This window comes from Arthrobacter sedimenti, from assembly GCF_042652025.1.
Taxonomy (GTDB): Bacteria; Actinomycetota; Actinomycetes; order Actinomycetales; family Micrococcaceae; genus Arthrobacter; species Arthrobacter sedimenti.
Genome location: NZ_JBHSDQ010000002.1, coordinates 492654 through 517085, shown reverse-complemented (window position 1 = coordinate 517085; position 24432 = coordinate 492654). Strand labels below are relative to the sequence as shown.

Below are 24432 nucleotides of genomic sequence, written 5' to 3'. Positions count from 1 at the left end.
CGCCGTACGGACCACCGGGACAGCTAGGATGACTGGCATGCCCCAGCTTGCCGCCCATGTCCGCGACGTGCCCGTGAACCAGATCCGGGAGATCACCGAGGCCGCATGGCGGACTCCCGGAGCCATCGTGCTGAGCATCGGGGAGCCCGGCTTCCCGCTCCCCCGTCACGTCCTGGACGCGGGTATGGCCTGCCTGGACCGGGACGAGACCAACTACACCCCCAACGCCGGAATCCCGGCCCTGCGCGAGGCGTTCGCCGCCAGGTTCCGGGAGGAACAGGGTGTGGACGTCGGCGCCGAGCGGCTGTATGTGGTGTCCGGCGCCCAGCAGGGCCTGCACTTCGCCATGAGCATGCTGCTCTCCCCCGGTGACGAGATCCTGATCCCCAATCCCGGCTACCCCACTTTCGCCATGACCAGCCGGCTGCTGAACGCCGTTCCAGTGGGCTATCCGCTGCATCCGGAGCACGGCTTCCAACCGCGCGTTGCCGACGTGGAGGCCCTCATCACCAGCCGCACCCGGGTGCTGGTGCTCAACTCGCCCTCCAACCCGCTGGGTGCCGTGCTCAACGGTGAACTGGTGCAGGAGCTGGTGGAGCTGGCCCGCCGGCATGACATCTGGGTCATCTCGGACGAGTGCTACGAGGCGTTCACCTACGACGTCCCGCACGTCAGTCCCGCGAGGTTCGACGGCGGCACGGAGGCTGATGCGCGCGTGTTCACTTCGCTGACACTGTCCAAGACCTACGGGCTGACCGGGCTGCGGATCGGCGCGCTGGTCTGCCCGCCCGGGCTGGAAAAGAAGATGGACAACGTCATGGAATCGATCGTCTCCTGCGTGGCGTCCGCCCCACAGTACGCGGCGCTGGCGGCGCTTACTGGGCCGCAGGACTACGTCCGGCACGCACACCGGCACTACCGCGAGAACCGGGATGCGGCGTCGTCGGTCCTGGCCGCAAAGGGGATCCGCTACCTGCCTGCGCAGGGCGCGTTTTACTTATGGGCCGATATGTCCCACGTCACCGGCGGCGATGTCCGTGCCTGGGTCCGGCGCTTCCTCGCTGACTCCGGCGTGGCGCTGGCTCCGGGAACGGCGTTCGGCTCCATTGGCGAGGGCTGGGTCCGGATCGCGCTGTGCGGACGGCAAGAGGACCTGCTGGAGGGACTGTCCCGGCTGCCGGGCGCCCGGCAGTAGGTCCGCCGGGTCTCAGCTGCAGCCGCCCGGAAGGGTACCTTAGCTGCGGGCGCCGGCGAGGGCCTTGTCCAGCCACGACCGAAGGACCTCTGCAGGCGCCGCACCCGCCTGGCGCGCGGCTACTTTCCCATCAATGAGCACCATCAGCGTGGGAATGGCCTGGACGTCGAACCGCCGCGAGAGCCCCGGGGACTTGTCCACGTCCACCTTCACCAGCTTGATCTTCCCGGGGCATTCCCGCGCCAGCTTGTCCAGGACCGGGCTGACCATCCGGCAGGGTCCGCACCAGGCGGCCCAGAAATCGACCAGCACCGGCACGGCGGATTGCTCCGCCACGGCAGCGAAGTCGTTGTCGCCCGCGGCCACGATCCACGGCAGGTCCGCCTTGCAGTTGCCGCAGCGGGGGTGGCCGGAGGCCTGGGCGGGCACGCGGTTGGTCTTCCCGCAGGAAGGGCAGCTCAGCAGCGTCGTTTCCATGGTCAGTATTCCTTCCTGCTGTCAAAGGCGCGCCAGGTCTGGAAGGGGACGTCCGACGTCGGGATGTCGCCCCGGGTGACCGGCATCAGTTCCGGTGCGGCGCCGCTGAAATAGTCGTAAAAGAGGGCGTCGTCGAAGCCGGCGGCTGCGGCGCCATGGCGGTCCGCGGCGAAATAGACGTGCCCGATTCGAGCCCACAAAGCTGAAGCCAGGCACATGGGGCAGGGCTCGCAGCTGGCGTAGAGAACCGATCCGGTGAGGTCGAAATCAGCTGTGGCGGCCGCGGCGGCGCGGATGGCCACCACCTCCGCATGGGCGGTTGGATCGTTGTCCCGGGTCACCCTGTTGACGCCGGAGTGGACCCGTCCGTCGGGGGTCACCACCACCGCACCAAACGGTCCGCCGCCCTGGCCCACGTTCGCGGTGGCAAGGTCCACTGCCTGTTCGAGGTACCGGGCGCCTTCAAGGTGCTGGGCCCGTTCGAAGTGTTCCAGGGAACTGTTTCCATGCTCTGCGGCGCTCATAGCACGATCCTAGCCACCGGTGACCCTAGGGGGGATGGAAAGGGGGCCAGGAAGGGGGGATACCCCCAACACTACCCGCCGGTAGGGGCCTACTCTTGCGCCGGGGGATACATATTTTGCCTCAGCCGAGGCTTCCATATCCAGCCCGCAAGGGCCCCGCACCCCGGAGTACCCAATGAAGAAAAGACTCGCACTCTTAGCTTGTATCACCGCCTCGGCCGCTGCCATAGCGTCCGCAGGCCCGGCCGCCGCTTCCACCAAGGCGCCGGACTACGAGGTACTTGCAGGCGGCCTGGTCTCGCCGCTGCATGTGGCCGCAGGAACCGGCAAGGCCGTCCTGGTGTCCCAGGATTTTGCCGGGAAACTCACGCGCATCAGCCGTGACGGATCAGCCGAAGACCTGGATACGGCCACGCCCAAGGGCTGGGAAGTAGCCGGTTCCGATACCCGCGGCAGCACAACCTACTTCCTTGAAAGCGTGGGCGCCGGGCAAGGGGACCCCGCCGGGCTGCACGGATACCTGAAGTCGATTGACTCCAAGGGCACCGTGGACACCATCGCTAACTTTGCCGATTACGAGCGGCGCCACAACCCGGATGGCGACCAAAGTTACGGCTTCGGGGATGACGTCAGCGCCCAGTGCCTGGCCAACTGGCCAAACTTCCCGCCTGCCACCTACAAGGGCACCGTGGATTCCCACCCATACGCCCTGGCCGTCAGGGACAACACCGCGTACGTTGCGGACGCCGGCATGAACGCTGTCCTGAAGGTCAACCTGAAGAGTGGCGACATCGATACCGTCGCCGTCCTGCCGCCACGGCCGGCGGTGATTCCGGCGGGTCTGCGGATCCCTACAGATATGCAGGGGAACACGGTGGAGGTGCCGGCCTGCGTGGTGGGGCATGAATATGCCTTCGAACCCGTCCCCACGGACGTCGCGATCGGACCTGACGGCATGCTGTACGTAACGTCACTGCCCGGCGGACCGGAAGGACCCGAATTGGGGGCCCGCGGTGCCATCTTCAAGGTAAATCCGTGGAACGGTGACACCGACGTGTGGGCGGACGACATCCTGAGCCCCACGGGACTTGCTGTGGCCGGCAACGGTGACGTGTACGTTGCGTCGCTGTTCGGCGGCGAGATCCTGACGTTCACCTGCAACGGTGACCGTTCGACGTTCCTGAAGGTGAACATGCCGGCTGACGTCGACATCAAGGGGAACAACCTCTACGCCACGATCGACGTCCTGGGTGACCCGATGCAGCCGCCCGCAGGAAAGGTCATCAAGGCAGACCTGCCGTAGCCGGCGGCGAGGAGCCCCGGGTAAGGACGGGGTGGGTTAAAAGCAGCCAGGGCCCGGGATAAGCTCCCGGGCCCTGGTGTGCGTCTTACTTGTTGCGGTCCTCGTCGAGGTCTTCATCGTCGTTGAGGTCCAGGTCCTCTTCGTCGAAGTCGTCCTCGTCGATGTCCACGTCACCGGACGCATCGGACTTGTACGGGTCGGCGTCCCCGGCGTGGCGGGCGTTGGCAGCAAGGGCTGCCACCTCGGCGTCCCGCTTGCGGGCTTCCCGCAGCAGTTCCTCCAGGTTGGAAGCGTTGACCGGGATCTGGTCGGCGACAAATTCCAGCGTGGGGGTCAGGCGGGCGGTGATGTTCCGGCCCACCTCCTGCCGAAGCACACCCTTGGCCTTCTCAAGCCCCTTGGCAGCATCAGCCTGGACAGCCTGGTCCCCGAAGACGGTGTAGTAAACAGTGGCGTGCTGCAGGTCGTTGGTCACGCGGGCATCGGTGACAGTAACGCCTTCAACCCGCGGATCCTTGATCCTCCGGCCCAGGGCCTCAGCAACAACAACCTTAATCCGCTGCGCCAACTTGGCAGCACGTGCCGGATCAGCCATGAACAACTCCTATGAGAAGAAAAAATTAGGGACGTACGACGGCGACGCAGAGGCTGCCAGCACACGTTTCAGTTTTGTGCCGCACACTAAAGGCGAGCCAACGACGATGCCGAAGAGTCTTGGGGGCCGGCGCTTTGGAGCCGTGAAGGGGGCCCGGGAGTGGCATCGGGCCTGCCGGAGACGGGTGGCTGACGATCGCAGATCGTCAGCCACCCGTCGAAGGGGCGGGGCCCCCTTCACGGTGGAAAAGCGAGGGGCAGGGCCGCCGGAAAAATTCCGACGGCCCCACAACAGACAGACTAGACGCGCGGCTTCTCGCGCATCTCGAAGGTCTCGATGATGTCACCTTCGATGATGTCGTTGTACGACCCGAGGCCGATACCACATTCGAAGTCCGTGCGGACCTCGGTGGCGTCGTCCTTGAAGCGCTTGAGCGACTCAACGGTGAGGTTGTCACCGATGATCTTGCCGTCGCGGCTGACGCGTGCCTTGGCGTTGCGTCGGATGATGCCCGAGCGGACGATCGAGCCGGCGATGTTTCCGAACTTGGAGGAGCGGAAGACTTCGCGGACCTCGGCGGTACCGAGCTGGACTTCTTCGTATTCCGGCTTGAGCATGCCCTTGAGCGCTGCTTCGATGTCATCGATTGCTGCGTAGATGACGGAGTAGAAGCGCATGTCCACGCCTTCGCGGTCTGCCAGTTCGGCAACCCGCTCGGCGGGCTTGACGTTGAAGCCGATGATGACGGCGGAGTCGACCGTTGCCAGGTTGACGTCGTTCTGGGTGATGGCACCCACACCGCGGTGGATGACGCGCAGCTGCACGCCTTCGCCGACGTCGATCTTGAGCAGCGCGTCTTCGAGGGCTTCGACGGCACCGGACACGTCACCCTTGAGGATGAGGTTGAGGGTGTCGATCTTGCCTTCGGCGACGGCCTGGTCGAAGTCTTCCAGGCTGATGCGCTTGCGGCGCTTGGCCAGGGCGGCGTTGCGGTCGGCGGCTTCGCGCTTCTCGGCGATCTGGCGGGCGGTTCGCTCGTCAGCGGTCACGAAGAAGGTGTCACCGGCGCGCGGCACGTTGGACAGGCCCAGCACCTGAACGGGGCGGGACGGGCCTGCCTCGGTCAGCGCGCTGCCGTCGTCGTCGAACATCGCACGGACGCGGCCGTGGGCCGTGCCTGCCACGATGGTGTCGCCGACGCGCAGGGTACCGGACTGCACCAGGACGGTGGCAACCGCACCGCGGCCCTTGTCCAGGTTGGCTTCGATCGCGATGCCACGGGCGTCCTTGTTCGGGTTGGCGCGCATGTCCAGGGCAGCGTCTGCGGTGAGCAGGACGGCCTCGAGCAGCTCGTCGATGTGCAGGTTCTGGCGGGCAGAGACCTCCACGAACATGGTGTCGCCACCGTATTCCTCGGGAACCAGGCCGTACTCGGTCAGCTGGCCGCGGACCTTCTCCGGATTGGCGCCTTCCTTGTCGATCTTGTTCACGGCCACGACGATCGGCACGTTGGCCGCCTGGGCGTGGTTGAGGGCTTCAACGGTCTGCGGCATAACGCCGTCGTCCGCTGCGACCACCAGGATGGCGATGTCGGTGACCTTGGCACCACGGGCACGCATGGCGGTGAACGCCTCGTGTCCCGGGGTGTCGATGAAGGTGATCTTGCGATCGTCGCCTTCGTGGTTGTGCGTGACCTGGTAGGCACCGATGTGCTGGGTGATACCGCCGTGCTCGCCCGCCATGACGTCGGACTTGCGGATGGCATCCAGCAACCGGGTTTTACCGTGGTCAACGTGGCCCATGACGGTGACTACCGGCGGACGTGCCTCGAGTTCCTCGTCGCCTTCGGCTTCGAGTTCGGCTTCAAAGTCGATGTCGAAGCTGGAGAGCAGCTCGCGCTCCTCGTCCTCCGGGGAGACGACCTGGAGCTTGTAGCCCAGTTCCTCGCCGAGCAGGGCGAAGGTGTCCTCGTCCAACGACTGGGTGGCGGTGGCCATTTCACCAAGGTGGAACAGCACGGTGACCAGCGCGGCGGGGTTTGCCTCGATCTTGTCGGCGAAGTCCGTGATGGACGAACCACGGCGAAGCCGGATGACGGTGTTGCCGTCGCCGCGGGGTACGCTCACGCCACCCAGCGACGGGGCACTCATCTGCTCAAGTTCCTGGCGCTTTGCGCGCTTGGACTTGCGCTGCTTGCCACGGCCTGCGCCGCCCTTGCCGAAGGCACCCTGGGTGCCGCCGCGGCCGCGGCCGCCCTTGCCGAAGCCACCGCCGGCGGGAGCACCGCCGCCACCGGGACCACCGGTGCCGGGAGCGCCACCGGGGCGTCCGGGACCGCGGCCGCCACCGGGACGGCCTGCACCTGCGGGTGCGGGACGCTCGGTGCGGTTGGGCATCATGCCGGGAGTAGGACGGGGACCACCGGGGCGGGGTGCGCCCGGACGGGGACCACCGGCGCCTGCTGCGGGGCGGGGACCGCCGGCACCTGCTGCGGGACGCGGCCCACCGGGGCGCGGTCCGCCGGCACCCGCTGCGGGGCGGGGACCACCGGGGCGGTCGCCGTCGGTGCGGCTGCCGCCCGGACGGGGCATGCCCTGGGAGGTGGCAAACGGGTTGTTGCCCGGACGGGGTGCACGGTCACCGTCTCCACCACGGCCGCGGGGCATGCCCTGCGAGGTGGCGAACGGGTTGTTGCCCGGACGGGGACCGCCGGGGCGGGGCCCTGAGCCACCCGGACGGGCGGAGGGAGCCGGGGCGTCAGCCTTGGGCGCCGGACGTGCACCCGGCTTGGCACCGGTGGACGGGGCACCAACGGACGGGGCACTGGAGGCCGGCGCACCGGAAGCCGGAGCCGCGGGGGCCGCAGGCGCGGCGGGGGCTGCCGGGGCTGCTGCCTGTGCAGGAGCAGCAGGAGCGGCCGGAGCCGGTGCCTGGGCCCTGGCAGCCGGAGCCTTGGGCGCAGCCGGGCCGGGAGCCGGTGCTGAGGGGCGTGTTCCTGCCGCGGGAGCGGGTGCCTTGGGCGCAGCGGCTGGCGCTGCGGCCGGAGCCGGCGACTTTGCGGCGGCGTCGGGGAAGGCGTTGCGCAGTTTACGCACAACGGGGGCCTCAATGGTTGAAGAGGCAGAGCGAACGAATTCGCCCAGTTCCTGCAGTTTTGTCACTGCATCTTTGGAAGTTATACCGAGCTCTTTAGCGAGCTCATGTACGCGGACCTTGGCCACATTTCTCCTGTCTCGGTCCGCACCGAGCCAGGCACGAACCGTCTACTTCTTACTGCGGACCCCAGCCGCTGTTGATGCGAAGGGGCCCATTGCAGAGCGCAACAAAGTTGTCATCGTTACGCACTCATCGCTGGGAACTCATCGGGTTTCCATCAGATTTCTGACCCGCTTTCAGGTTGGACGGTTGGTGTTGCAGCCACCGGGGCGGCGTCAACGTTCGGGCCTGACGTGATCCAGCGTTCGACGGCGGTTGCTTCAGTTGCGCCCGGAAGGGCACGTCCGAATGCTCGCCGCTTGACCGCCAGGGCCAGGCACGATGCGCTGGGGTGCAGCCATGCACCCCGGCCAGCCATCCGGCGTCGTTCATCCACCAGGACAGCGGTTGACCCGCTGCCTTCGGCGACGAGCCGGAGCAACTGCGACCGCGGCCCCTTCTTCCGGCATCCGATGCAGGTACGCTCGGGCTGATTCCCGGTGGAAAGCATTTCTGCCACGGTCATCGTCCTGACGTTCTTTCTGCTGGCCGCAGGTTTTACTGCCTCCGCAGTTGCGGAAACGAGCACGCCCAAAGCACACGGCTACCGGCTCTTAGGCGCGGTCTTATCCATTCTAGCCCCTCGGGGCCATTCTGCCCGAAACGGGTGGCTGCCGCGGTGCGCCAGCCACCCCCATCCCGGTAGTTACTTGTCGCGGGCCACCGCGGCGTCGGAGACGATGTCGATGCGCCATCCGGTCAGCTTTGCCGCGAGGCGGGCATTCTGACCCTCCTTGCCGATGGCCAGGGACAGCTGGTAGTCCGGGACCACCACCCGCGCGGAGCGGGTGGCCTCGTCCGTGATGGTGACCGAATTCACCCGCGACGGCGACAACGCACTGGCGATGAAGGTCGCCGGGTTCTCGCTGTAGTCGACAATGTCGATCTTTTCGTCGTTCAGCTCGGTCATGACGGCACGGACGCGGGAACCCATCTCACCGATGCAGGCACCCTTCGCATTGATCCCGGGGGTGTTCGCCTTAACGGCGATCTTGGTGCGGTGGCCGGCCTCGCGGGCCAGCGCCACAATCTCCACGGAGTGGTCGGCGATTTCCGGGACTTCCAGTTCGAAGAGCTTCCGGACCAGGCCCGGGTGTGACCGGGACAGTGTCACAGAGGGGCCCTTGGTGCCGCGGTGTACGTCGATGACAAGGGCGCGCAGGCGGTTTCCGTGAATGTACTTCTCGCCGGGAACCTGCTCGGGCGGCGGAAGCAGGGCCTCGAGCGAGCCGAGGTTGACCTGGATCATGTGCGGGTTGTTGCCCTGCTGGATGGTGCCGGACACCAGCTCGCCTTCGCGGCCCTTGAACTCGCCCAGGACGTTGTCGTCCTCAACGTCGCGGAGCCGCTGCAGGATGATCTGGCGCGCGGTGCTGGCAGCGATGCGGCCGAAGCCTTCGGGGGTGTGCTCGAATTCGCCGATGGGGGCGCCGTCGTCGTCAATCTCCACAGCCCAGATAGTCACGTGGCCGCTCTTGCGGTCCAGCTCGGCACGCGCTTTTTCGAAGGCGCCGGGCGACTTGTGGTAGGCCACCAGGAGCGCCTGCTCGATGGTGGGGATCAGGAGGTCCAGCGGGATTTCACGCTCACGCTCCAAAAGTCTCAGTGCGCTCATGTCAATATCCATCAGGCCTCCTCAGAAGGTCCATTGTGTTCAGGTTCCAGACCGTCCTCCGGGAGGTGGCTGAATTCGATCTCGACTTTTCCGTTGCGGATCCTGTCGAAAGGAAGCTTTACGGGTTCGCCCTGCCGGGGCTTCATGCCCTTCTTGACGGCGATCTCCGGAACGAGGGTGACTCCCCCGTCATCCACGGACTTGATGCGGCCGGTCATGTTGTCGCCCTGGATGACGTTGACCTTGACCATCCGGCCCCGGGCACGGTGCCAGTGCCGCGGTTCGGTCAGGGGACGGCCGACGCCGGGCGAGGACACTTCGAGGTCATAGGGACGGCCGTCGTCGTTGGGATCGTTGTCCAGCACGTCCGAAAGCACCTTGGAGATGTCCGCGATGACGTCCAGGCTGACGCCGCCCGTTTCCTCCTGCGGCAGGTCCACCACGACGTGGACCACGCGGTGGGAGCCGGGGATGATGGCCACGTCCTCGAGGTACAGGCGGTTGGCGTGAACGGCGGGTTCCAGGAGGGCCCGGAGCCGCGCAGCCTCGGGGTTGTGGGCCGGAGCGGTTCCGCGTCCCGTGCCGGTGTGGTCTGGTGAAGCCGTAGCTTCTGCGTTGCTCACGATGCCGGCCGCCTCCCTATAGATGATGTGGTGTTTACTAGCGTAGCTATTTTACCGGCCCAGTGGTGCAACCGGGTGCCCCCTCAGCGTGACACCATGGTCTGTTGTGAAAGACCCCCTCAAGGATCCCCACCCGCGCGTGCGCCCGTTCCGATTTGCCGTCTTTGCCCTTGCGGCTCTGGTGGTCCTGAGCCTTGGTTTCGCCTTGATTCCCGCGGAAAAGCCGGCCCCAGCCGAGCCGCCGTTCACGGAACGGGCCAGGGCGGCGGCGCTCACTGCTGCCATGGACCTGCGTGCTTCCGGGATGGAGCTGGCTTCCGCCGGCGCAGCGGATTCCACCCTCCTGGACCCCGTTGTGACCTTGCTGACCATCCAGGCCAGGGCGTTGAGGGGCCCTGCGCCGGAAACCGCGCCCGCCATGCCGGCAGCCTCTGTCCGGCCGTCTTCCACCGCCGGTCCCGCCGGTGTTGCCGGGCTGGTCCAGGCGCTGGCCGGCAGCGGGACCGCCCGCCTCAAGGACGCAGAAACAGCCGACGGCGGCATGGCGCGCCTCCTCGCGGGCGCCGGCACCGCGCAGCTACTGGCCGCCGGACGCCTGGCCGCCGCCACAGGAGTACCCGCCCCTGAGGGAACGGCCGCCGCAACGGTGGAAAAGACGTCCGGCCCGGCAACCGCGTCCCCGTGCCCGTCGCCTTCCCCGGCTGCCTCCGAGGAGGGCGGGGGCCCGGGTACTGCTGCCGGTGTGCGCCAGGCCCTGGCCGCTGCCATCACCGCGGAGCAGGAGGCTGCCTACGGATACCAGGCGGCACTCCCCCGCCTTGGTCCCGCCGAGGCCGGGCCGGCGTCGGAATTCCTGGCCCGGCACCGGGAACTGGCCGCCGCCGCGGAGGAACGCCTCAGGCTCGCGTGTGGAACTGCCGTACCGCAGCAGCCCGGCTATGTCCTTGATCCGGGCTTCCTGGCCGCACCGCCGGCAGGCCTGGGCAGGCTTGAGGCAGCGACGCTCGCCTCCTACGGCGACCTGGTGGCGCTGTCCCAGGGCCAGGACCGGATGTGGGCACTGTCAGCGCTCCAGGCTGCCGCGGGAAGGGCGCTTCGCTGGGGCGCTGACCCTGGACCCGTTCCGGGCCTCGCCCTGGACGTTGGCCAACTGCCTGCCCTTCCCGCTGGTACTGGACTTCCTGCCGATACCAGCACGGCGCCGTCGTCCCCGGGGTCCTGAACCGCAGTCAGCCTTCCTGGATGTCCGGGCGCAAAGAAGGCCACGCAGAGGGTGGCACTGGGAAGGCAGGGGTGGTTTGCTGAAGGCATGAACGCCGATGATCCAGCCGATGTCCCGGGAACCGGTGCCGCAGGCCCGGAGTTGGGCAGCCACCTTGAGACGGAACCGCACGGCAATGACATTGCCCACCGGCTGAACTGGCTGCGCGCCGGCGTCCTCGGAGCGAATGACGGCATCGTCTCCGTGGCCGCCATCGTGGTGGGCGTCGCAGGCGCCACAGCTGAGCTGGGCCCAATCCTCACGGCTGGGGTGGCCGGGGTGGTGGGCGGTGCGGTGTCGATGGCGTTGGGCGAATATGTCTCGGTCAGCAGCCAAAGCGACAGCCAGCGGGCCCTGATCGAGAAGGAACGCCGCGAACTGGAGGAAGAACCGGAAGCGGAGCTCGCCGAACTGACCGCCATCTACCTGGCCAAGGGGCTGACCCCCGAGACCGCGGCCAAGGTCGCCCGGGAACTGACCGCCCACGATGTCCTGGCCGCGCACCTGTCCGCCGAGCTCAACATCGCCGAGGAGGACATCGTAAGCCCCTGGCACGCAGCATTCGCCTCCGCCATTGCGTTCACTATCGGCGCGATCCTGCCAATGCTCGCCATTCTGCTGCCTCCGCCCGACCTCCGGGTGCCGCTGACGTTTGCGTCAGTCCTGGTGGCCTTGGCGTTGACGGGCGCCCTGGGGGCATGGATCGGAGGCGGCTCAAAGATGCGGGCGGCTGTGCGCGTGGTGGTGGGTGGCGCGTTGGCGCTGGTGGCGACGTTTGTGATCGGCAACCTGCTGGGCGCCTCGGGTGTTGTCTGACCCCGTGGTGCCGGCGCCGCCCATCCCGCCGGACCTCATGGCGCGTTACATGCGCGACAGAGCGGGACGGACCTGGCTCGACAGTCTTCCGGGGCTGCTGGCTGACCGCCTGGAGCAGTGGCAGCTCGACGTTGACCTGGCGCCCGGCAGCCTGCCCTGGAGCGGACATGGCGGCATCGTAGTGCCGGTGCGGCGGGAAGACGGTTCACCCGCTGCCTTGAAGATTGCTTTCCCCCAAGATGAAGCCAGGGTGGAGCGGCATGCGCTGGCGCTTTGGGGCGGCCATGGCGCTGTTGCATTGCTGGCCTCGGACGCGGAATCATGCGCGATGCTCCTGGAACGCCTCGACGCAGGCCGGTCGCTGGCAGACGTACCGCTGGACGACGGTGCCGTGGTGTGGGGCGGGCTGGTGCGGCAACTGGGGCTGGCCCCGGACCACCGGCCCGAATGGCGGGAGTTCGCCCACATCGCCGCCCGCGCGGAACAGTGGAGCGACGAGCTGCCGGCGGACTGGGACCAGTTGGGCCGCCCGTTCCCCCGCTGGCTGCTGGAGGCAGCCCTGGAGGTATGCCAGACGCGCGGAACCGTGGGCCGCCGGTCAGCGCACGACCTGCTGGTTCACACGGACCTGCATTTCCTGAATGTCCTGGCGCGCCCGGGGATACCGCCCGCAGGTGCAGTACCGACGGCGGCGGGCTACGCGGCCATCGACCCCCAGCCCATGATTGGCGAACCCGAGTTCGCCGTGGCCCCGCTGCTGTGGAACCGCCTTGCGGACCTCCCGGCATCCCAGGCCGGCGCGGCGCTGCTCAGGCGCTGCCACGACTTCAGCTCCGCTGCCGGCCTGGACCCTGACGTGGCCCGGCAGTGGTGCATCGCCAGGGAAGTCGAAAACGCACTGGGGTACGCCGCTCAGGGCCGCAGGGGCGGTTTGGCCCGGTCTCTCTGGGTGTCCAGCACGCTGGCCGGCAAAACACTGGACGGCCTGCCGGATCCCCATGCGCTGCCGGAGCCAGGACACGACGGGTAGGGCTGGCGGCACGGGGCGCGGGAACGGTCAGAAGTTCCGTACTGCGGCCAGTGCTGACCGCACGGCCTCGACGGCGGTGCCCACGTCCTCCCCCGCCGTATGCCAGTTGCTCACCGAAACCCGGAGGATGTCCCGCTCCCGCCAGCGCGAGCCGGACATCCACACTTTCCCGTCCTCAATGATGCGGGCCGTGACCGCGCGGGTGGTGTCGTCGTCGCCGAAAGCCAGGCACACCTGGGTGTAGGCGACGTCGTTGAGCACCTCCACCCCATCCAGGGCGGCCATCCCCTCCGCGATGGCCGCGGCGGCACCCGCCAGGCCGCCGACCTGGGCTGCCACGCCCTCGCGGCCCAGGCTTTTCAGCGCGGCCCACACGGGTACTCCCCGTGCCCGGCGGGAGAGTTCCGGGACCTTCTCGAAGGGATCGCCCGGGCCGTCCGCGTCGTGCACCAGGTAGCTCGCGTGCAGTCCCATCGCTGCGCGCAGCGCCGAGGGGTCGCGGACGATGGCGATGCCGCAGTCGTAGGGCACGTTGAGGGTTTTATGGGCATCGGTGCCCCAGGAGTCTGCCTCTTCATAGCACCGGGTGAGGTGCTGCAGTTCCGGCGCCGCGGCAGCCCACAGGCCGAACGCGCCGTCGATATGTACCCAGGCGCCGTGTTTGCGTGCGACGGCGATGGCCTCGGCAAAGGGGTCGAAGGCGCCTGAGTGCAGGTTGCCTGCCTGGAGGCACACCAGGGCGGGCCCGGTGCCGCCGGCAAGCGCGGCGTCCAGGGCGGCGGGGAGCAGGCGGCCCTGCCCGTCGGCGTCGACTTCCGTTGGTTTTCCGAGGCCCAGGTAGCGCAGGCCCAGGTCTACGGTGTCGTGCCGTTCCCGTCCCACGAAGCACCGGATCCGGGGCGCGCCGAAGAGCCCGTCGCGGTCCAAGTCCCAGCCGGCGTCCGCGAGCAGCCGCCAGCGGGCGGCAGCCATTCCGGTGAAGTTAGCCATGGTGGCGCCGGTGACGAATCCGACGTCGGCGGTGGAGGGCAGGCCCAGCAGGTCCAGCAGCCAATGCCCGGCGGCTTCCTCAATGGCAGCGGTGGCCGGGGTGGCGTAGCGCAGGCCGGCGTTCTGGTCCCAGGCGCTGACCAGCCAGTCCGAAGCCAGCGCCGCGGGCAGGGTGCCGCCGATCACCCAGCCGAAGAACCGGCCAGAGGGCATGGCCATGAGGCCGGGCTCTGCCTGGGTGGCCAGGAAGTCGATGACGCCGGCCGCAGGCATTCCTGCTTCAGGCAGCGGCCCGCCGAAGACTGCGGCGAGCTCTGAGGCGTTCCGGCCGGGTCCAACGCGGCGGTGTGGAAGGCTGTCCAGCCAGGCCTGCGAATACCCTGCGGCGGCTGCCAGTGCCGCGGCAAACCCGTCATCGCCGTGTGCCATACCTGCATGCTACGCCGGGCTGGTCCACGCGACGAGGACCAGTTTCCCGGACTGCTCAGGAGAAGTTTTCCTGCCACACGTCGTAGCCGAGCTTGACGATCAGGGCCGCCACGACCACCAGGAAGACAACCCGGACGAATTTGCTGCCCTGCTTCACGGCAGTGCGGGCGCCGAGGTAGCCGCCGGCCATGTTGGCTCCCCCGAGCAGCAGACCGATCCCCCACAGGATGGACCCGTGCGGCAGGAAGAACAACAGGGCGCCGGCGTTGGTGGCCATGTTGACGATCTTCGCCTTGGCGCTTGCTTCCAGGAACGCATAGCCCATGGCGGACACCAGGGCGATGACCAGGAAGGAGCCCGTCCCCGGACCGATAAGCCCGTCATAGAAGCCGATCACAGCACCGATGAGGCAAGCTACGACGTAGTGCTTATGGCCTTCATGGCGCAGCGCCGTCAGCTCGCCCACGCTGGGCCTCAATGCCGTGAAAAGCGCGACGGCGACCAGGGCCACCACGATGATGGGCTTGAAAACCCCGGCCGGCAGGGTGGCGGCCAGGCTTGCCCCGCCGAAGCTGCCTGCCAGTGCTATCACCGCCATGGGCACCGCGGTCCGAAGGTCCGGCCCCACCCGCCGGTAATACGTGACAGCACTGGTGGCGGTGCCGAAGATGGAGCCCATCTTGTTCGTGGCCAAGGCCTGGACCGGCGCGATCCCGGGAACCAGGAGCAGCGCCGGAAGCTGGATGAGGCCTCCGCCTCCCACCACCGCATCCACCCAGCCAGCTGCGAATCCAGCCACCACGATCAGGATGATGGTGGTGAGCTGAATCGACTCGAAGCCGGAGGTCACTGGTTGCGGACGGCGTTGACCACGTAGTCGACGGCCTTGTCTACCGCCACGTTCTCGGCGGCGCCGCTGCGGCGGTCCTTGATCTCCACCACGCCGTCCACCAGGCCACGGCCCACGGCCAGGATAGTGGGGACACCCACCAGCTCGGCGTCGCCGAACTTCACGCCCGGCGAGACCTTGGGCCGGTCGTCGTAGATGACGGACAGGCCGGCTTCTTCGAGTTCCACCGACAGCTTTTCCGCCGTCTGGAAGATCTCGTCACCGCGGCCCACAGCGACCACATGCACATCGGCGGGAGCCACCGTCCGGGGCCAGACCAGTCCGCGGTCATCGTGATTGGCCTCCGCCAGGGCCGCCACGGCGCGGGTGACTCCGACGCCGTAGGAACCCATGGTGACCACCACCTGCTTGCCGTTCTGGTCCAGCACCTTGAGGTCCAGGGCTTCGGCGTATTTGCGGCCGAGCTGGAAGATATGGCCCATTTCGATGCCACGGGCGGTCTCCAGCGGGCCGGAGCCGTCCGGGGAGGGGTCCCCGGCACGGACTTCGGTGCACTCTATGACGCCGTCCCAGGTGAAGTCGCGGCCAGCCACCAAGCCGAAGACGTGCTTGCCGGCCTCGTTGGCGCCCGTAATCCACGCAGTTCCGCTGACCACCCGCGGGTCCACCAGGTAGAGCAGGTTGGTGGCGCTTTCGGCGCCCAGGAGCGGTTCGTCCAGGGACAGGCCGGGGCCAAGGTAGCCCTTGACGATCAGCGGCTGCTTCTTAAGGTCTTCCTCGCCTGCCTGCTCCAGGCCGATCTCTCCACCGATCGGCAGGAAGGCGCCAATGTTTGCCTCCACCCGCTTGAGGTCCACTGCGCGATCGCCGGGGACGCCGATGACCACGAGCTGCCGCTCACCGGTGGGCAGCGTGACGGCGAGGACCACGTTCTTGAGCGTGTCCGCTGCAGTCCAGGCGCCGCCGTCGGACTCTGCGCGCGGGGCAATCTGGTTTGAAGCGGCAACCAAGGTCTCGATGGTGGGAGTGTCCGGGGTGTCCAAAACCTCGGCGGCGGGGGCGCTGCTGAAGTCGATTTCGTCAGGGACCACCGTGGTGACGGCCTCGACGTTGGCCGCGTAGCCGCCGGCGGACCGGACAAAGGTGTCCTCGCCGATCTCGGTGGGGAAGAGGAATTCCTCGCTCTTGGAACCTCCCATGGCGCCAGCGGTGGCAGCCACGGGCACCACCTCGAGGCCCAGGCGTTCGAAGATCTTCAGGTAGGCGGCGCGGTGAGCTGCGTAGCTGGCATCGAGGCCGGCATCGTCCACGTCGAAGGAGTAGGAATCCTTCATGATGAACTCGCGGCCGCGGAGGAGCCCGGCGCGGGGACGGGCCTCATCGCGGTACTTGTTCTGGATCTGGTACAGGCTCAGCGGCAGGTCCTTGTAGGACGAGTACAGGTCCTTGACCAGGAGCGTGAACATCTCCTCATGCGTGGGGGCCAGCAGGTAGTCGGCGCCCTTGCGGTCCTGCAGCCGGAACAGGCCCTCGCCGTATTCGGTCCAGCGGTTGGTAGCCTCGTAGGGCTCGCGCGGCAGCAGGGCCGGGAAGTGGACTTCCTGGGCGCCAATGGCTGCCATTTCCTCGCGGATGATCTCCTCGACCTTGCGCAGGACGGTCAGTCCCAGCGGAAGCCAGGTGTAGATGCCGGGGGCAGCGCGGCGGATATAGCCGGCGCGGACCAGGAGTTTGTGGCTGGCGACCTCGGCATCGACGGGGTCTTCGCGCAGCGTGCGCAGGAAAAGCTGGGACAGTCGTAGGACCACGGGTGGTATCCGTTTCTGGGGAAGTGCTGGGTCAGCAGGGCCGGACAATTCGTCTGGATACTAATCTACCGGCACGGAACCTGCGGCAATTACGGGCCGCGGAAGCAAGCCGGGCCGACGTGCCCGGCAAGGGCCGGAAACAGTAGAGCCACGCCCGGGAATGCAAAGCCCCTGGCCCCCCAATGAGGCTGGTCATCGCATCCGGGCGTGGCTCAACGCCGTTATCGCCTGAGTACTGGTGAGGACTGGTGAGACCGCCCACCCCACTTCCAGCGCAGCTATAACGAATTTATGTGATCGTGCGCAAGTTTGACAAGTGTTTTTATTTTCGGAATTCGTTTACCCGATATATGTCGCCGCGCATTACTTCCGGTGTTGTTTCTTGGCGAATTGTTGTTACGCGACACGGCTGTTGTTACTTAACCAGCGCGGCAGCGGAGTCCAGGAGGGCACCTGCCCGCCGCACGGCGTCGGCCTCGCTCCCGCCGCCCGACGCAACCGAGGTGAGTACCACGCCCTGCTTGACCACCTGGGCAGTGACGGTTGACTGCTTGCGGCCATCGGGCAGGGCGCTGTCGGTCCGGTACGCAACGGTGCCGGGAAGGCTGCCGGCCCCCTCCACCGGTTTTACGGTGACGGCAACCTCCACACCGGAGGCGGTCATGGTCATGGAGGAGCACTTGGCCAGCTGGTCCGGCTGGTCCTTGACCTTGGCGAGGAAACTTTGGTCCAGGCCGGCAATCAGCGATAGTGCTGTGACGGCCCCGGTGCCGGAGTCCGTGCTCATGCCCATCGCCATGGTTGCTCCGTCGACGGAAGGCACCGTGCTTGCCGCGGCGAGTTCCTTGCACTCTGCCGGCTTGACGTCGATGGACGCCATCATCGCCTTGGTTTGTTCCAGCGTGGTGTTGATGTCAGTACTGGGCAGGACGGACAGCCTTCGGTCGGCTGCGTCCCGGACCTGTCCCACGATGGCAGCGAGTTCGTCCGTGGTGTAGGCCTTGGCGGTTGGCGTGGGGGTTGCCGTTGGGGTGGGGGTATGTGTTGCTGGGGCCGCAGACGCGGCAGCTGTGGATTCCCCTGCCTGCGGCGCGGATGTCCCGCCGCACGCAGAAACACTAACGGCAAGAAGGGCGCAGGCCCCGAAAGTTCCAAGCACGGACGTCTTCAATTTTTCCCCCAATATTCAGCACGCGGCAGACAGCCGGCATTTACCGGCTAGAAGAGGACTGTAGCGAACGTCCCCACCTGGCGGAAGCCCACACGCTCGTAGGTGGACCTGGCCCTGGTGTTGAACCCGTTGACGTAGAGGCTGGTCATCGGCGCAATCTGCCGGGCTTTTTCAACCACTGCCGCCATGTACGCCGCGCTGAGCCCCTGGCCGCGGAAGGCAGGATTCATCCACACCCCCTGGACCTGGGTGACGTCCTCCGTTACTGCACCCAGCTCGGCTTTGAACACCACTTCGCGGGCTTCGTTGAGATGGACCAGGGAGTGTCCCTGCCTGATAAGGCCCTCCACCCGCCGGCTGTAGAACTCCCTGCCGCCCAGGTAGGGCGAGTACCCCACTTCTTCCTCGAACATGGCGGCGCAGGCGGGAAGGATGCGGTCGAAGTCGGCCAGGTCCCCATGCGCCAGGCCCGGGTGGGGCTGTACCCGGGGCGGTCCGTCGATGACCATCAGCGGCTGGTCCGCCCGGACCTCGTGGGCATGGTGCCCCAGTTCCGTGAGTTCGGCATTGAGTGCCAGCACGGCATCGGCGGGACCGAAAGCGGACGCGTACCTGCGACCGGAACTGTTGGCGGCCTCCGCTACCAGGGGGGCCAGGGCGGGGTCGAGCTGGACCGGAACAAGGTTGGCCCCGGCCCAGCACGCACCCGTCAGGATGCCGTCGTCGAAAACGCCGATGACGCCGGCCCCGCCGCTGGTGGGTGCCGCCGTCCCGGTGCCGCGAAGGTGGGCCAGGATGAATACGTTGGCCACCGGATCCTGCTGGGCCAGCGATGTCAGCGCGGGGGTGTCCTGGCCGTCGAGCGCACGGACAGAAAGCCCTGCCGGGTCTGGTGCGTCCCTACGAGACGCTAACCACGGGGCTACCTTTGACAGCATCTTCGCCATCGGCCTCCCCCATCTCTTCCGCGATACGCATAGCCTCTTCGATCAGTGTCTCAACAATTGCGCTCTCGGGAACAGTCTTGATGACCTCGCCCTTAACGAAGATCTGGCCCTTGCCGTTGCCTGATGCGACACCAAGGTCAGCCTCGCGCGCTTCGCCCGGGCCGTTCACCACGCAGCCCATGACCGCCACGCGCAGCGGAATTTCCATTCCCTCCAGCCCGGCGGTGACCTGTTCTGCCAGAGTGTACACGTCCACCTGGGCCCGGCCGCAGGAAGGGCACGACACGATTTCCAGCTTGCGGGGCCGCAGGTTCAGCGACTGGAGGATCTGGTTACCCACCTTGATCTCCTCCACCGGCGGCGCGGACAGGGACACGCGGATGGTGTCGCCGATCCCCCGCGACAGGAGTGCGCCGAACGCCGTGGCGGACTTAATGGTCCCCTGGAAGGCCGGGCCGGCTTCGGTGACGCCCAGGTGCAGGGGCCAGTCACCCTTTTCCGCGAGCATCTCGTATGCGGCCACCATGACCACGGGGTCGTTGTGCTTCACGGAAATCTTGAAGTCGTGGAAGCCGTGCTCCTCGAACAGCGAGGCTTCCCAAACCGCCGACTCGACCAGCGCCTCAGGCGTGGCCTTGCCGTACTTCTTGAGGATCCCCGGCTCCAGGGAACCTGCGTTCACGCCGATGCGGATGGAGGTGCCGTGGTCCTTCGCGGCGGCTGCGATCTCCTTGACCTGGTCGTCGAACTTGCGGATGTTTCCCGGGTTCACGCGCACGGCCGCGCAACCGGCTTCGATGGCCGCGAAGACGTACTTGGGCTGGAAGTGGATGTCCGCGATAACCGGGATCTGGGATTTCCGGGCAATGATGGGCAGCGCCTCGGCGTCGTCAGCGGACGGGCAGGCGACGCGCACGATGTCGCAGCCGGACGCCGTCAGTTCGGCGATCTGCTGCAGCGTGGCGTTGATGTCCGTGGTGGGCGTGGTGGTCATGGACTGCACGCTGATGGGGAAATCAGACCCTACGCCTACCGAGCCGACTTTGATCTGGCGCGTCTTGCGGCGGGGGGCAAGGACGGGCGGTGGTGCTGACGGCATTCCCAGGCTGACCGAGGTCACGTGGACTCCTTGAGTTGAAAGGGTAAAGAGGCGGCTACGCGGAAATCCCGGCCAGCATGCCGGTTACCGGTGACCATTCGGTGATGCGGGTACCGGCGATCACACCGGATCCGGCGAACGGGTCCTGTTTGAGGATCGAGTTGAGGGCGGCTTCATCCAGGGCCTTGAAGATCAGCAGGGCACCGGCACCGTCACCGTAAGGGCCGCTGGCTACGATGACGCCGTCCTGCGCCAGGTTCCCCGTCCATTCGCGGTGTGCGGGCCGGACCTCGTTGCGGGTTTCAGTGGAGCTGGCGGCATAAACGTACTCAACGGCAAAAACTGTCATACCGCTACCCTATCGCCATGGCTGGCTTGCTACCGTACACATCGCAGGCAGGGCCGGTGGTGGATGCAGCAAAGACCAGCGGTGCGGCAAAGACGGGGCGGCCGTGACCTCAGTGCAGGAAGAGGACTTTGACTGCGGCAGCGGTTCCGGCCGCCCAGAGCATCGATGTCAGCGTCCCGATGATGAAGCGCTCGGCTGCCACCGGGGTTTCCTTCAGCTCGGCGAACCTGCCCAAGCCCTTGATGGCAACGATGTAGGCGATGGCCACGGGCTGCCCGGTGAGGATGGCGAGGCAGACCCCCAGCCGCTCCAGTACGCCGATGATGGCGCCGCCGCGCAGGATGCGCTGGGTGGAGAGCGGCGGTGCGGCGGGAGCGTCCGACGGCGGCTGGACAGGCGGCGCGGTCAGCTCACCGTCAACCGTCTGGCCGGCTGCGCTGCCTGCTGTTTCAAGGGCAGCATCCGGGGCCGCAGCGGCGTCGTCCACGGTGACGTCGGCAGCGGGATCCTGCTCGGCCCTGCGGGCTGCGTCCGCTGCCTTCGCAGCATCGGCCCGGTCATCGATGGTCCGTGCGAGCTTGAACACCCACGCCGTGACCGGCCAGCCGGCGAAGCCGGCCACCACCAGGGCCACTGCCACCCACAGTGCAGTCACCTGTCTCCTTCGTTGGGGTCGTCTGCATTACGGTCGTCTTTGAAGGGGCCGCTGATCTGCGAGTCCGCGAAACCAAGAAGCATCGCCGCAGCGGGCCTTGCTGCCCATTCTTCCTGCCACCCGGACCGAAGCACGGTGCGGCTCACCGATTGTTCCGAGATGCCGAGTTCAAGCGCCACCTGTTTCTGGCTTCCATGCCGGCCCGGCCCCTGGCCGCGCGGGGCCTGGCGGCCCAAACCCGCACTGTCCGAACCCAGGCGGCGCAGGGCATCCACCACCCGCCACTGGGCCTCCGTGCGGTCCTGGACGAGCCGGCCGAGCAGCCGAAGCACCGCCTCTGCATTTGCACACGCCTGGCTCCCTTCCCCGCCGGGGACACCCCCACCGGTCTTTGCCATGATGCCCGGCACCACTGACAGCGGCACCTGCGGCCCGGCGGCTTTGGCCAGCTCAACGGCCTTGCGGGCGGCAACAAACGCAGTACCGGTTCCTTCGCGGGGACTGGCGCCTGGAGCCAGGGAGACGGTTCCGACGCCGATCCCCACGTACCAGCGTCCGGCGCGGAGTGCATGGAGGGCAATCTCCACGACAGCCAAAGCGTCGGATACTACTCCCTGGACTTCGTCACCGACGGTACGTTCGAAGACCGGCTGCTCCGTTCGGGGAAGTTGCAGCGCTGCGATCCCGGCGAGAAGGTCCGGGACGAGGTCCTGGGCGCCGGTACTTCCCCGCTGGTCGATGGTCAGAACGAACATTCCTCAACCATAGGTGGCTGATGCCAGCGAATCAATCACATTTGGCTGATATTCCGGAATCAGCCGATATCGGCTCACGCCAGCGGAACGGAAGCCATCCGTGCCGGCCAACGACCCGGCCCGACAGAAGCCGCGGCTACCCGAAGAGATTGACCGGCTTGACGATGTCGGCGTAGATCAACAGCACGCTCATGCCTATAAGCAGCGCCGCGACCACGTAGGTGACGGGCAGCAGCTTGGCGATATCGAAGGCCCCGGGATCGGGCCGGCCGCGCAGCTTTGCCACCTTGCGCCGTACGCCCTCATAGAGCGCCCCGGCAACGTGGCCGCCGTCGAGTGGCAGGAGCGGGATCAGGTTGAACACCGCGAGTGCGAAGTTCAGGCCTGCCAGCAGGCCAACGAGGGTTGCCACCCGGGACTGCAGCGGCACGGCCTCCATGGCGGCCACTTCGCCTGCCACCCTGCCTACGCCCACCACGCTGATGGGCCCGTTGGGGTCGCGCGGCTCTTCGCTGAACGCGGCCTTGGCCACGCCCACCACGCGGGCAGGAAGGTTGAAGACCACCCCGGCCACCTGGCGGATGTTCTCCCCCGCCATCGGCAGGACGGACGACGCCGGCTGGGGCACCAGTGCCGTTTGCGCACCAATGCCAAGGAAACCGACGTCCTGGTACTGGAGGGTGCCGGCGGCGTCGGTGGCCTGGCGTCCATCGTTTCCCATCACCGGCCGGGCCGAAAGAACGGGAGTCACGGTGGTGGACACGGGGTTGCCGTCCCGCTGCACGGTGATGGCCACTTCCTTGCCTGCAGAAGCACGGATCCATTCCGTCAGCTGGCTCCAACTGGTCACGGCCTTGCCGTCGAAGGAGGTAATGGTGTCGTTCGGCTTGAGCCCGGCAGCAGCTGCCGGCGTCAGCTGGCAGTCAGCGGAATTGGGATCAACGGTTTGGCCGGCGGCCACCTGGCACTTGGACACGTCGGAGATGGTGGTGGTGGCTGTGGCAACCCCAAAGCCCATGAGCAGCACGGCCGTGAACAGCAGGCCGAGGATCATGTTCATGGCCGGGCCGCCAAGCATCACGATGATCTTTTTCCAAACCGGCAGCCGGTAGAACACCCGGTTTTCGTCGCCGGGGCCAACTTCCTCGTGCGCTTGGGAGCGCGCCTCGGTGGCAAGTGTCTGGAACATGCCGGTGCTGGAGGGCCGGACTGAGCCGTCTTCCTTGTTGGGCGGGTACATGCCGATCATGGAGACGTAGCCGCCCAGCGGTACGGCCTTGACGCCGTATTCGGTTTCGCCCCTCCGGCGGGACCACAGCGTAGGCCCGAAGCCGATCATGTACTTGGTGACGCGGACCTTGAACAATTTGGCGGGAACGAGGTGCCCCACTTCGTGAAGCGCAATGGACACGGCGATGCCCACCGCCACAAAGACGACGCCGAGGATGAAAAGTAAAACAGGGGTCATGGAGGTGCTGCTGCTTCCTAGAGACTGCTGACTGCTAAACGTTCGTGGGCGCGGGCGCGTGCCCAGCTTTCAGCATCCAGCACTGATTCCACCGTCAGCCCGGAGGAGCCTGAGTGTTCGCTGAGCACGGTGTCGATGGTATCCACGATGTCGGTGAACCGGATCCTGCCGGCATGGAACGCCGTGACAGCTTCCTCGTTGGCCGCATTGAACACGGCAGGGAACGTGCTGCCCTGCTTGGCCGCATCCTTGGCAAGGCCCACGGCGGGGAACGCCGAAGTGTCCAGCGGCTCGAAGGTCCAGGTGGCGGCCTTGGTCCAGTCGCACGCGCTGGCGGCTTTGGGCACCCTGGCCGGCCAGCCGAGCCCCAGCGCGATGGGCAGCCGCATGTCCGGCGGGGAAGCCTGGGCGATGGTGGAGCCGTCAACGAACTGCACCATGGAGTGCACCACGGACTGAGGATGGACCACGACGTCAATCCGGTCCAGTGGAATATCGAACAGCAGGTGCGCCTCGATGACTTCCAGGCCCTTGTTGACCAGCGTGGCCGAGTTGGTGGTAACCATGATGCCCATGTCCCAGGTGGGGTGGGCCAGGGCCTCCTGCGGCGTCACCCCGTGGAGTTCCGCCCGGCTCCTGCCACGGAACGGGCCGCCCGAAGCGGTCAGGATCAACTTGTCCACCTCGTCCGCAGTGCCGGAGCGCAGACACTGGGCAATGGCGGAGTGTTCGGAGTCGACCGGAACAATCTGGCCCTCCGCGGCCGCGGCTTTGACCAGGCTGCCGCCCACAATCAGCGACTCCTTGTTGGCCAGGGCAAGGGTGGCGCCGGACTTGAGCGCCGCCAGTGTGGGGGCCAGTCCGATCGATCCGGTGATGCCGTTGAGCACCACATCGGCTTCGACCGCCGCGATCTGCGCAGACGCATCCGGACCGGCCACGATTTGGGGCCGGTAGCCGGGGCGGCCTGCTGCGGCCGCGGCTTCACGGATCAGTGCTTCCAGCCGGGCGGGGTCTCCCCCTGCGATTCCCACGGCTGCGGCACCGGTGTGGACGGCCTGCCGGGCCAGGAGTTCCAGGTTGCCGCCCCCGGCACTCAGTGCCACCACCTCGAACAGGTGCGGGGCGCCGTCGACGACGTCAATCGCCTGGGTGCCGATGGAACCGGTGGATCCGAGGAGGACGACTCTGCGTGGCTGCATGGGTTAAGTATCCCG

Annotated in this window: 23 protein-coding genes; 5 read left to right on the top strand and 18 right to left on the bottom strand. The window is 67.1% G+C overall.

What is annotated here, in order from left to right; translation table 11 throughout:
• Positions 1-37 precede the first annotated feature (37 nt).
• A complete protein-coding gene (locus ACFO0G_RS07610) occupies positions 38-1195 on the top strand; it encodes a pyridoxal phosphate-dependent aminotransferase (RefSeq protein ID WP_286403129.1) in 1158 nt (385 codons plus the stop codon).
• 39 nt (positions 1196-1234) lie between these two features.
• Here the strand turns inward: ACFO0G_RS07610 and trxA are convergent, their stop codons facing one another.
• On the bottom strand, positions 1235-1672 hold the full coding sequence (gene trxA / locus ACFO0G_RS07605) for a thioredoxin (RefSeq protein WP_286403127.1): 438 nt from the start codon (positions 1670-1672) through the stop codon (positions 1235-1237).
• A 2-nt stretch (positions 1673-1674) separates the two neighbouring features.
• The gene (locus ACFO0G_RS07600; RefSeq protein WP_286403125.1) at positions 1675-2196 is read right to left on the bottom strand and encodes a nucleoside deaminase; all 522 of its coding nucleotides are present in this window, start codon (positions 2194-2196) and stop codon (positions 1675-1677) included.
• A 175-nt stretch (positions 2197-2371) separates the two neighbouring features.
• On the opposite strand from ACFO0G_RS07600, the gene ACFO0G_RS07595 reads away from it, so the two are divergent.
• Positions 2372-3499 carry a ScyD/ScyE family protein gene (locus ACFO0G_RS07595; protein WP_286403123.1) on the top strand — a complete coding sequence of 376 codons (1128 nt, stop codon included), beginning with the start codon at positions 2372-2374 and terminating at the stop codon, positions 3497-3499.
• An 85-nt stretch (positions 3500-3584) separates the two neighbouring features.
• Here ACFO0G_RS07595 and rbfA read toward each other — a convergent pair whose 3' ends face one another.
• From rbfA to ACFO0G_RS07570, 5 genes are all read right to left on the bottom strand, one after another.
• Complete coding sequence (gene rbfA / locus ACFO0G_RS07590) at positions 3585-4094, bottom strand: 30S ribosome-binding factor RbfA (RefSeq protein ID WP_286403121.1); 510 nt, start codon at positions 4092-4094, stop codon at positions 3585-3587.
• Between the two features lie 299 nt (positions 4095-4393).
• Positions 4394-7315, bottom strand: a complete 2922-nt coding sequence (gene infB / locus ACFO0G_RS07585) for a translation initiation factor IF-2 (protein ID WP_286403119.1) — start codon at positions 7313-7315, stop codon at positions 4394-4396.
• Positions 7316-7467: 152 nt separating this feature from the next.
• A complete protein-coding gene (locus tag ACFO0G_RS07580; protein WP_286403117.1) occupies positions 7468-7815 on the bottom strand; it encodes a YlxR family protein in 348 nt (115 codons plus the stop codon).
• A 180-nt stretch (positions 7816-7995) separates the two neighbouring features.
• The gene (gene nusA, locus ACFO0G_RS07575; RefSeq protein ID WP_142134579.1) at positions 7996-8976 is read right to left on the bottom strand and encodes a transcription termination factor NusA; all 981 of its coding nucleotides are present in this window, start codon (positions 8974-8976) and stop codon (positions 7996-7998) included.
• The gene (locus ACFO0G_RS07570) at positions 8976-9587 is read right to left on the bottom strand and encodes a ribosome maturation factor RimP (protein WP_286403114.1); all 612 of its coding nucleotides are present in this window, start codon (positions 9585-9587) and stop codon (positions 8976-8978) included. Before ACFO0G_RS07570 ends, nusA begins: the two co-directional genes overlap by 1 nt.
• A gap of 106 nt (positions 9588-9693) precedes the next feature.
• Here ACFO0G_RS07570 and ACFO0G_RS07565 point away from each other — a divergent pair, with 106 nt between their 5' ends.
• The 3 genes from ACFO0G_RS07565 (at position 9694) to ACFO0G_RS07555 (ending at position 12694) form a co-directional block, all read left to right on the top strand.
• Positions 9694-10809, top strand: coding sequence for a DUF4439 domain-containing protein (locus ACFO0G_RS07565; protein WP_376976945.1), 1116 nt, complete (start codon positions 9694-9696; stop codon positions 10807-10809).
• Between the two features lie 87 nt (positions 10810-10896).
• The gene (locus ACFO0G_RS07560; protein ID WP_376976944.1) at positions 10897-11664 is read left to right on the top strand and encodes a VIT1/CCC1 transporter family protein; all 768 of its coding nucleotides are present in this window, start codon (positions 10897-10899) and stop codon (positions 11662-11664) included.
• 49 nt (positions 11665-11713) lie between these two features.
• Entirely contained in the window at positions 11714-12694 is a 981-nt protein-coding gene (locus tag ACFO0G_RS07555; RefSeq protein WP_376976943.1) for an aminoglycoside phosphotransferase family protein, read from the top strand.
• A 27-nt stretch (positions 12695-12721) separates the two neighbouring features.
• Here ACFO0G_RS07555 and ACFO0G_RS07550 read toward each other — a convergent pair whose 3' ends face one another.
• From ACFO0G_RS07550 to dxr, 11 genes are all read right to left on the bottom strand, one after another.
• Positions 12722-14113, bottom strand: coding sequence for a pyridoxal phosphate-dependent decarboxylase family protein (locus tag ACFO0G_RS07550; RefSeq protein WP_376976942.1), 1392 nt, complete (start codon positions 14111-14113; stop codon positions 12722-12724).
• Positions 14114-14168: 55 nt separating this feature from the next.
• Positions 14169-14963: a sulfite exporter TauE/SafE family protein gene (locus ACFO0G_RS07545; protein ID WP_286403107.1), complete on the bottom strand. Its 795-nt coding sequence runs from the start codon at positions 14961-14963 to the stop codon at positions 14169-14171.
• Positions 14960-16771 (bottom strand): proline--tRNA ligase, encoded by a 1812-nt coding sequence (locus ACFO0G_RS07540; RefSeq protein ID WP_286403105.1) that lies wholly within the window; start codon positions 16769-16771, stop codon positions 14960-14962. The genes ACFO0G_RS07545 and ACFO0G_RS07540 overlap by 4 nt, the downstream gene beginning before the upstream one ends.
• A gap of 415 nt (positions 16772-17186) precedes the next feature.
• The gene (locus tag ACFO0G_RS07535; protein ID WP_286403103.1) at positions 17187-17930 is read right to left on the bottom strand and encodes a hypothetical protein; all 744 of its coding nucleotides are present in this window, start codon (positions 17928-17930) and stop codon (positions 17187-17189) included.
• Between the two features lie 59 nt (positions 17931-17989).
• The gene (locus ACFO0G_RS07530; RefSeq protein ID WP_286404347.1) at positions 17990-18880 is read right to left on the bottom strand and encodes a GNAT family N-acetyltransferase; all 891 of its coding nucleotides are present in this window, start codon (positions 18878-18880) and stop codon (positions 17990-17992) included.
• Positions 18843-20009: a flavodoxin-dependent (E)-4-hydroxy-3-methylbut-2-enyl-diphosphate synthase gene (gene ispG / locus ACFO0G_RS07525; protein ID WP_141161002.1), complete on the bottom strand. Its 1167-nt coding sequence runs from the start codon at positions 20007-20009 to the stop codon at positions 18843-18845. The genes ACFO0G_RS07530 and ispG overlap by 38 nt, the downstream gene beginning before the upstream one ends.
• Before the next feature lie 34 nt (positions 20010-20043).
• The gene (locus ACFO0G_RS07520) at positions 20044-20337 is read right to left on the bottom strand and encodes a YciI family protein (protein WP_286403100.1); all 294 of its coding nucleotides are present in this window, start codon (positions 20335-20337) and stop codon (positions 20044-20046) included.
• A gap of 109 nt (positions 20338-20446) precedes the next feature.
• On the bottom strand, positions 20447-20992 hold the full coding sequence (locus ACFO0G_RS07515) for a hypothetical protein (RefSeq protein WP_286403099.1): 546 nt from the start codon (positions 20990-20992) through the stop codon (positions 20447-20449).
• The gene (locus ACFO0G_RS07510) at positions 20989-21747 is read right to left on the bottom strand and encodes a MarR family transcriptional regulator (RefSeq protein ID WP_286403097.1); all 759 of its coding nucleotides are present in this window, start codon (positions 21745-21747) and stop codon (positions 20989-20991) included. The genes ACFO0G_RS07515 and ACFO0G_RS07510 overlap by 4 nt, the downstream gene beginning before the upstream one ends.
• Before the next feature lie 136 nt (positions 21748-21883).
• Positions 21884-23215: a M50 family metallopeptidase gene (locus ACFO0G_RS07505; RefSeq protein WP_376976941.1), complete on the bottom strand. Its 1332-nt coding sequence runs from the start codon at positions 23213-23215 to the stop codon at positions 21884-21886.
• A 17-nt stretch (positions 23216-23232) separates the two neighbouring features.
• Entirely contained in the window at positions 23233-24417 is a 1185-nt protein-coding gene (gene dxr / locus ACFO0G_RS07500) for a 1-deoxy-D-xylulose-5-phosphate reductoisomerase (RefSeq protein ID WP_286403094.1), read from the bottom strand.
• Between the last annotated feature and the right edge of the window lie 15 nt (positions 24418-24432).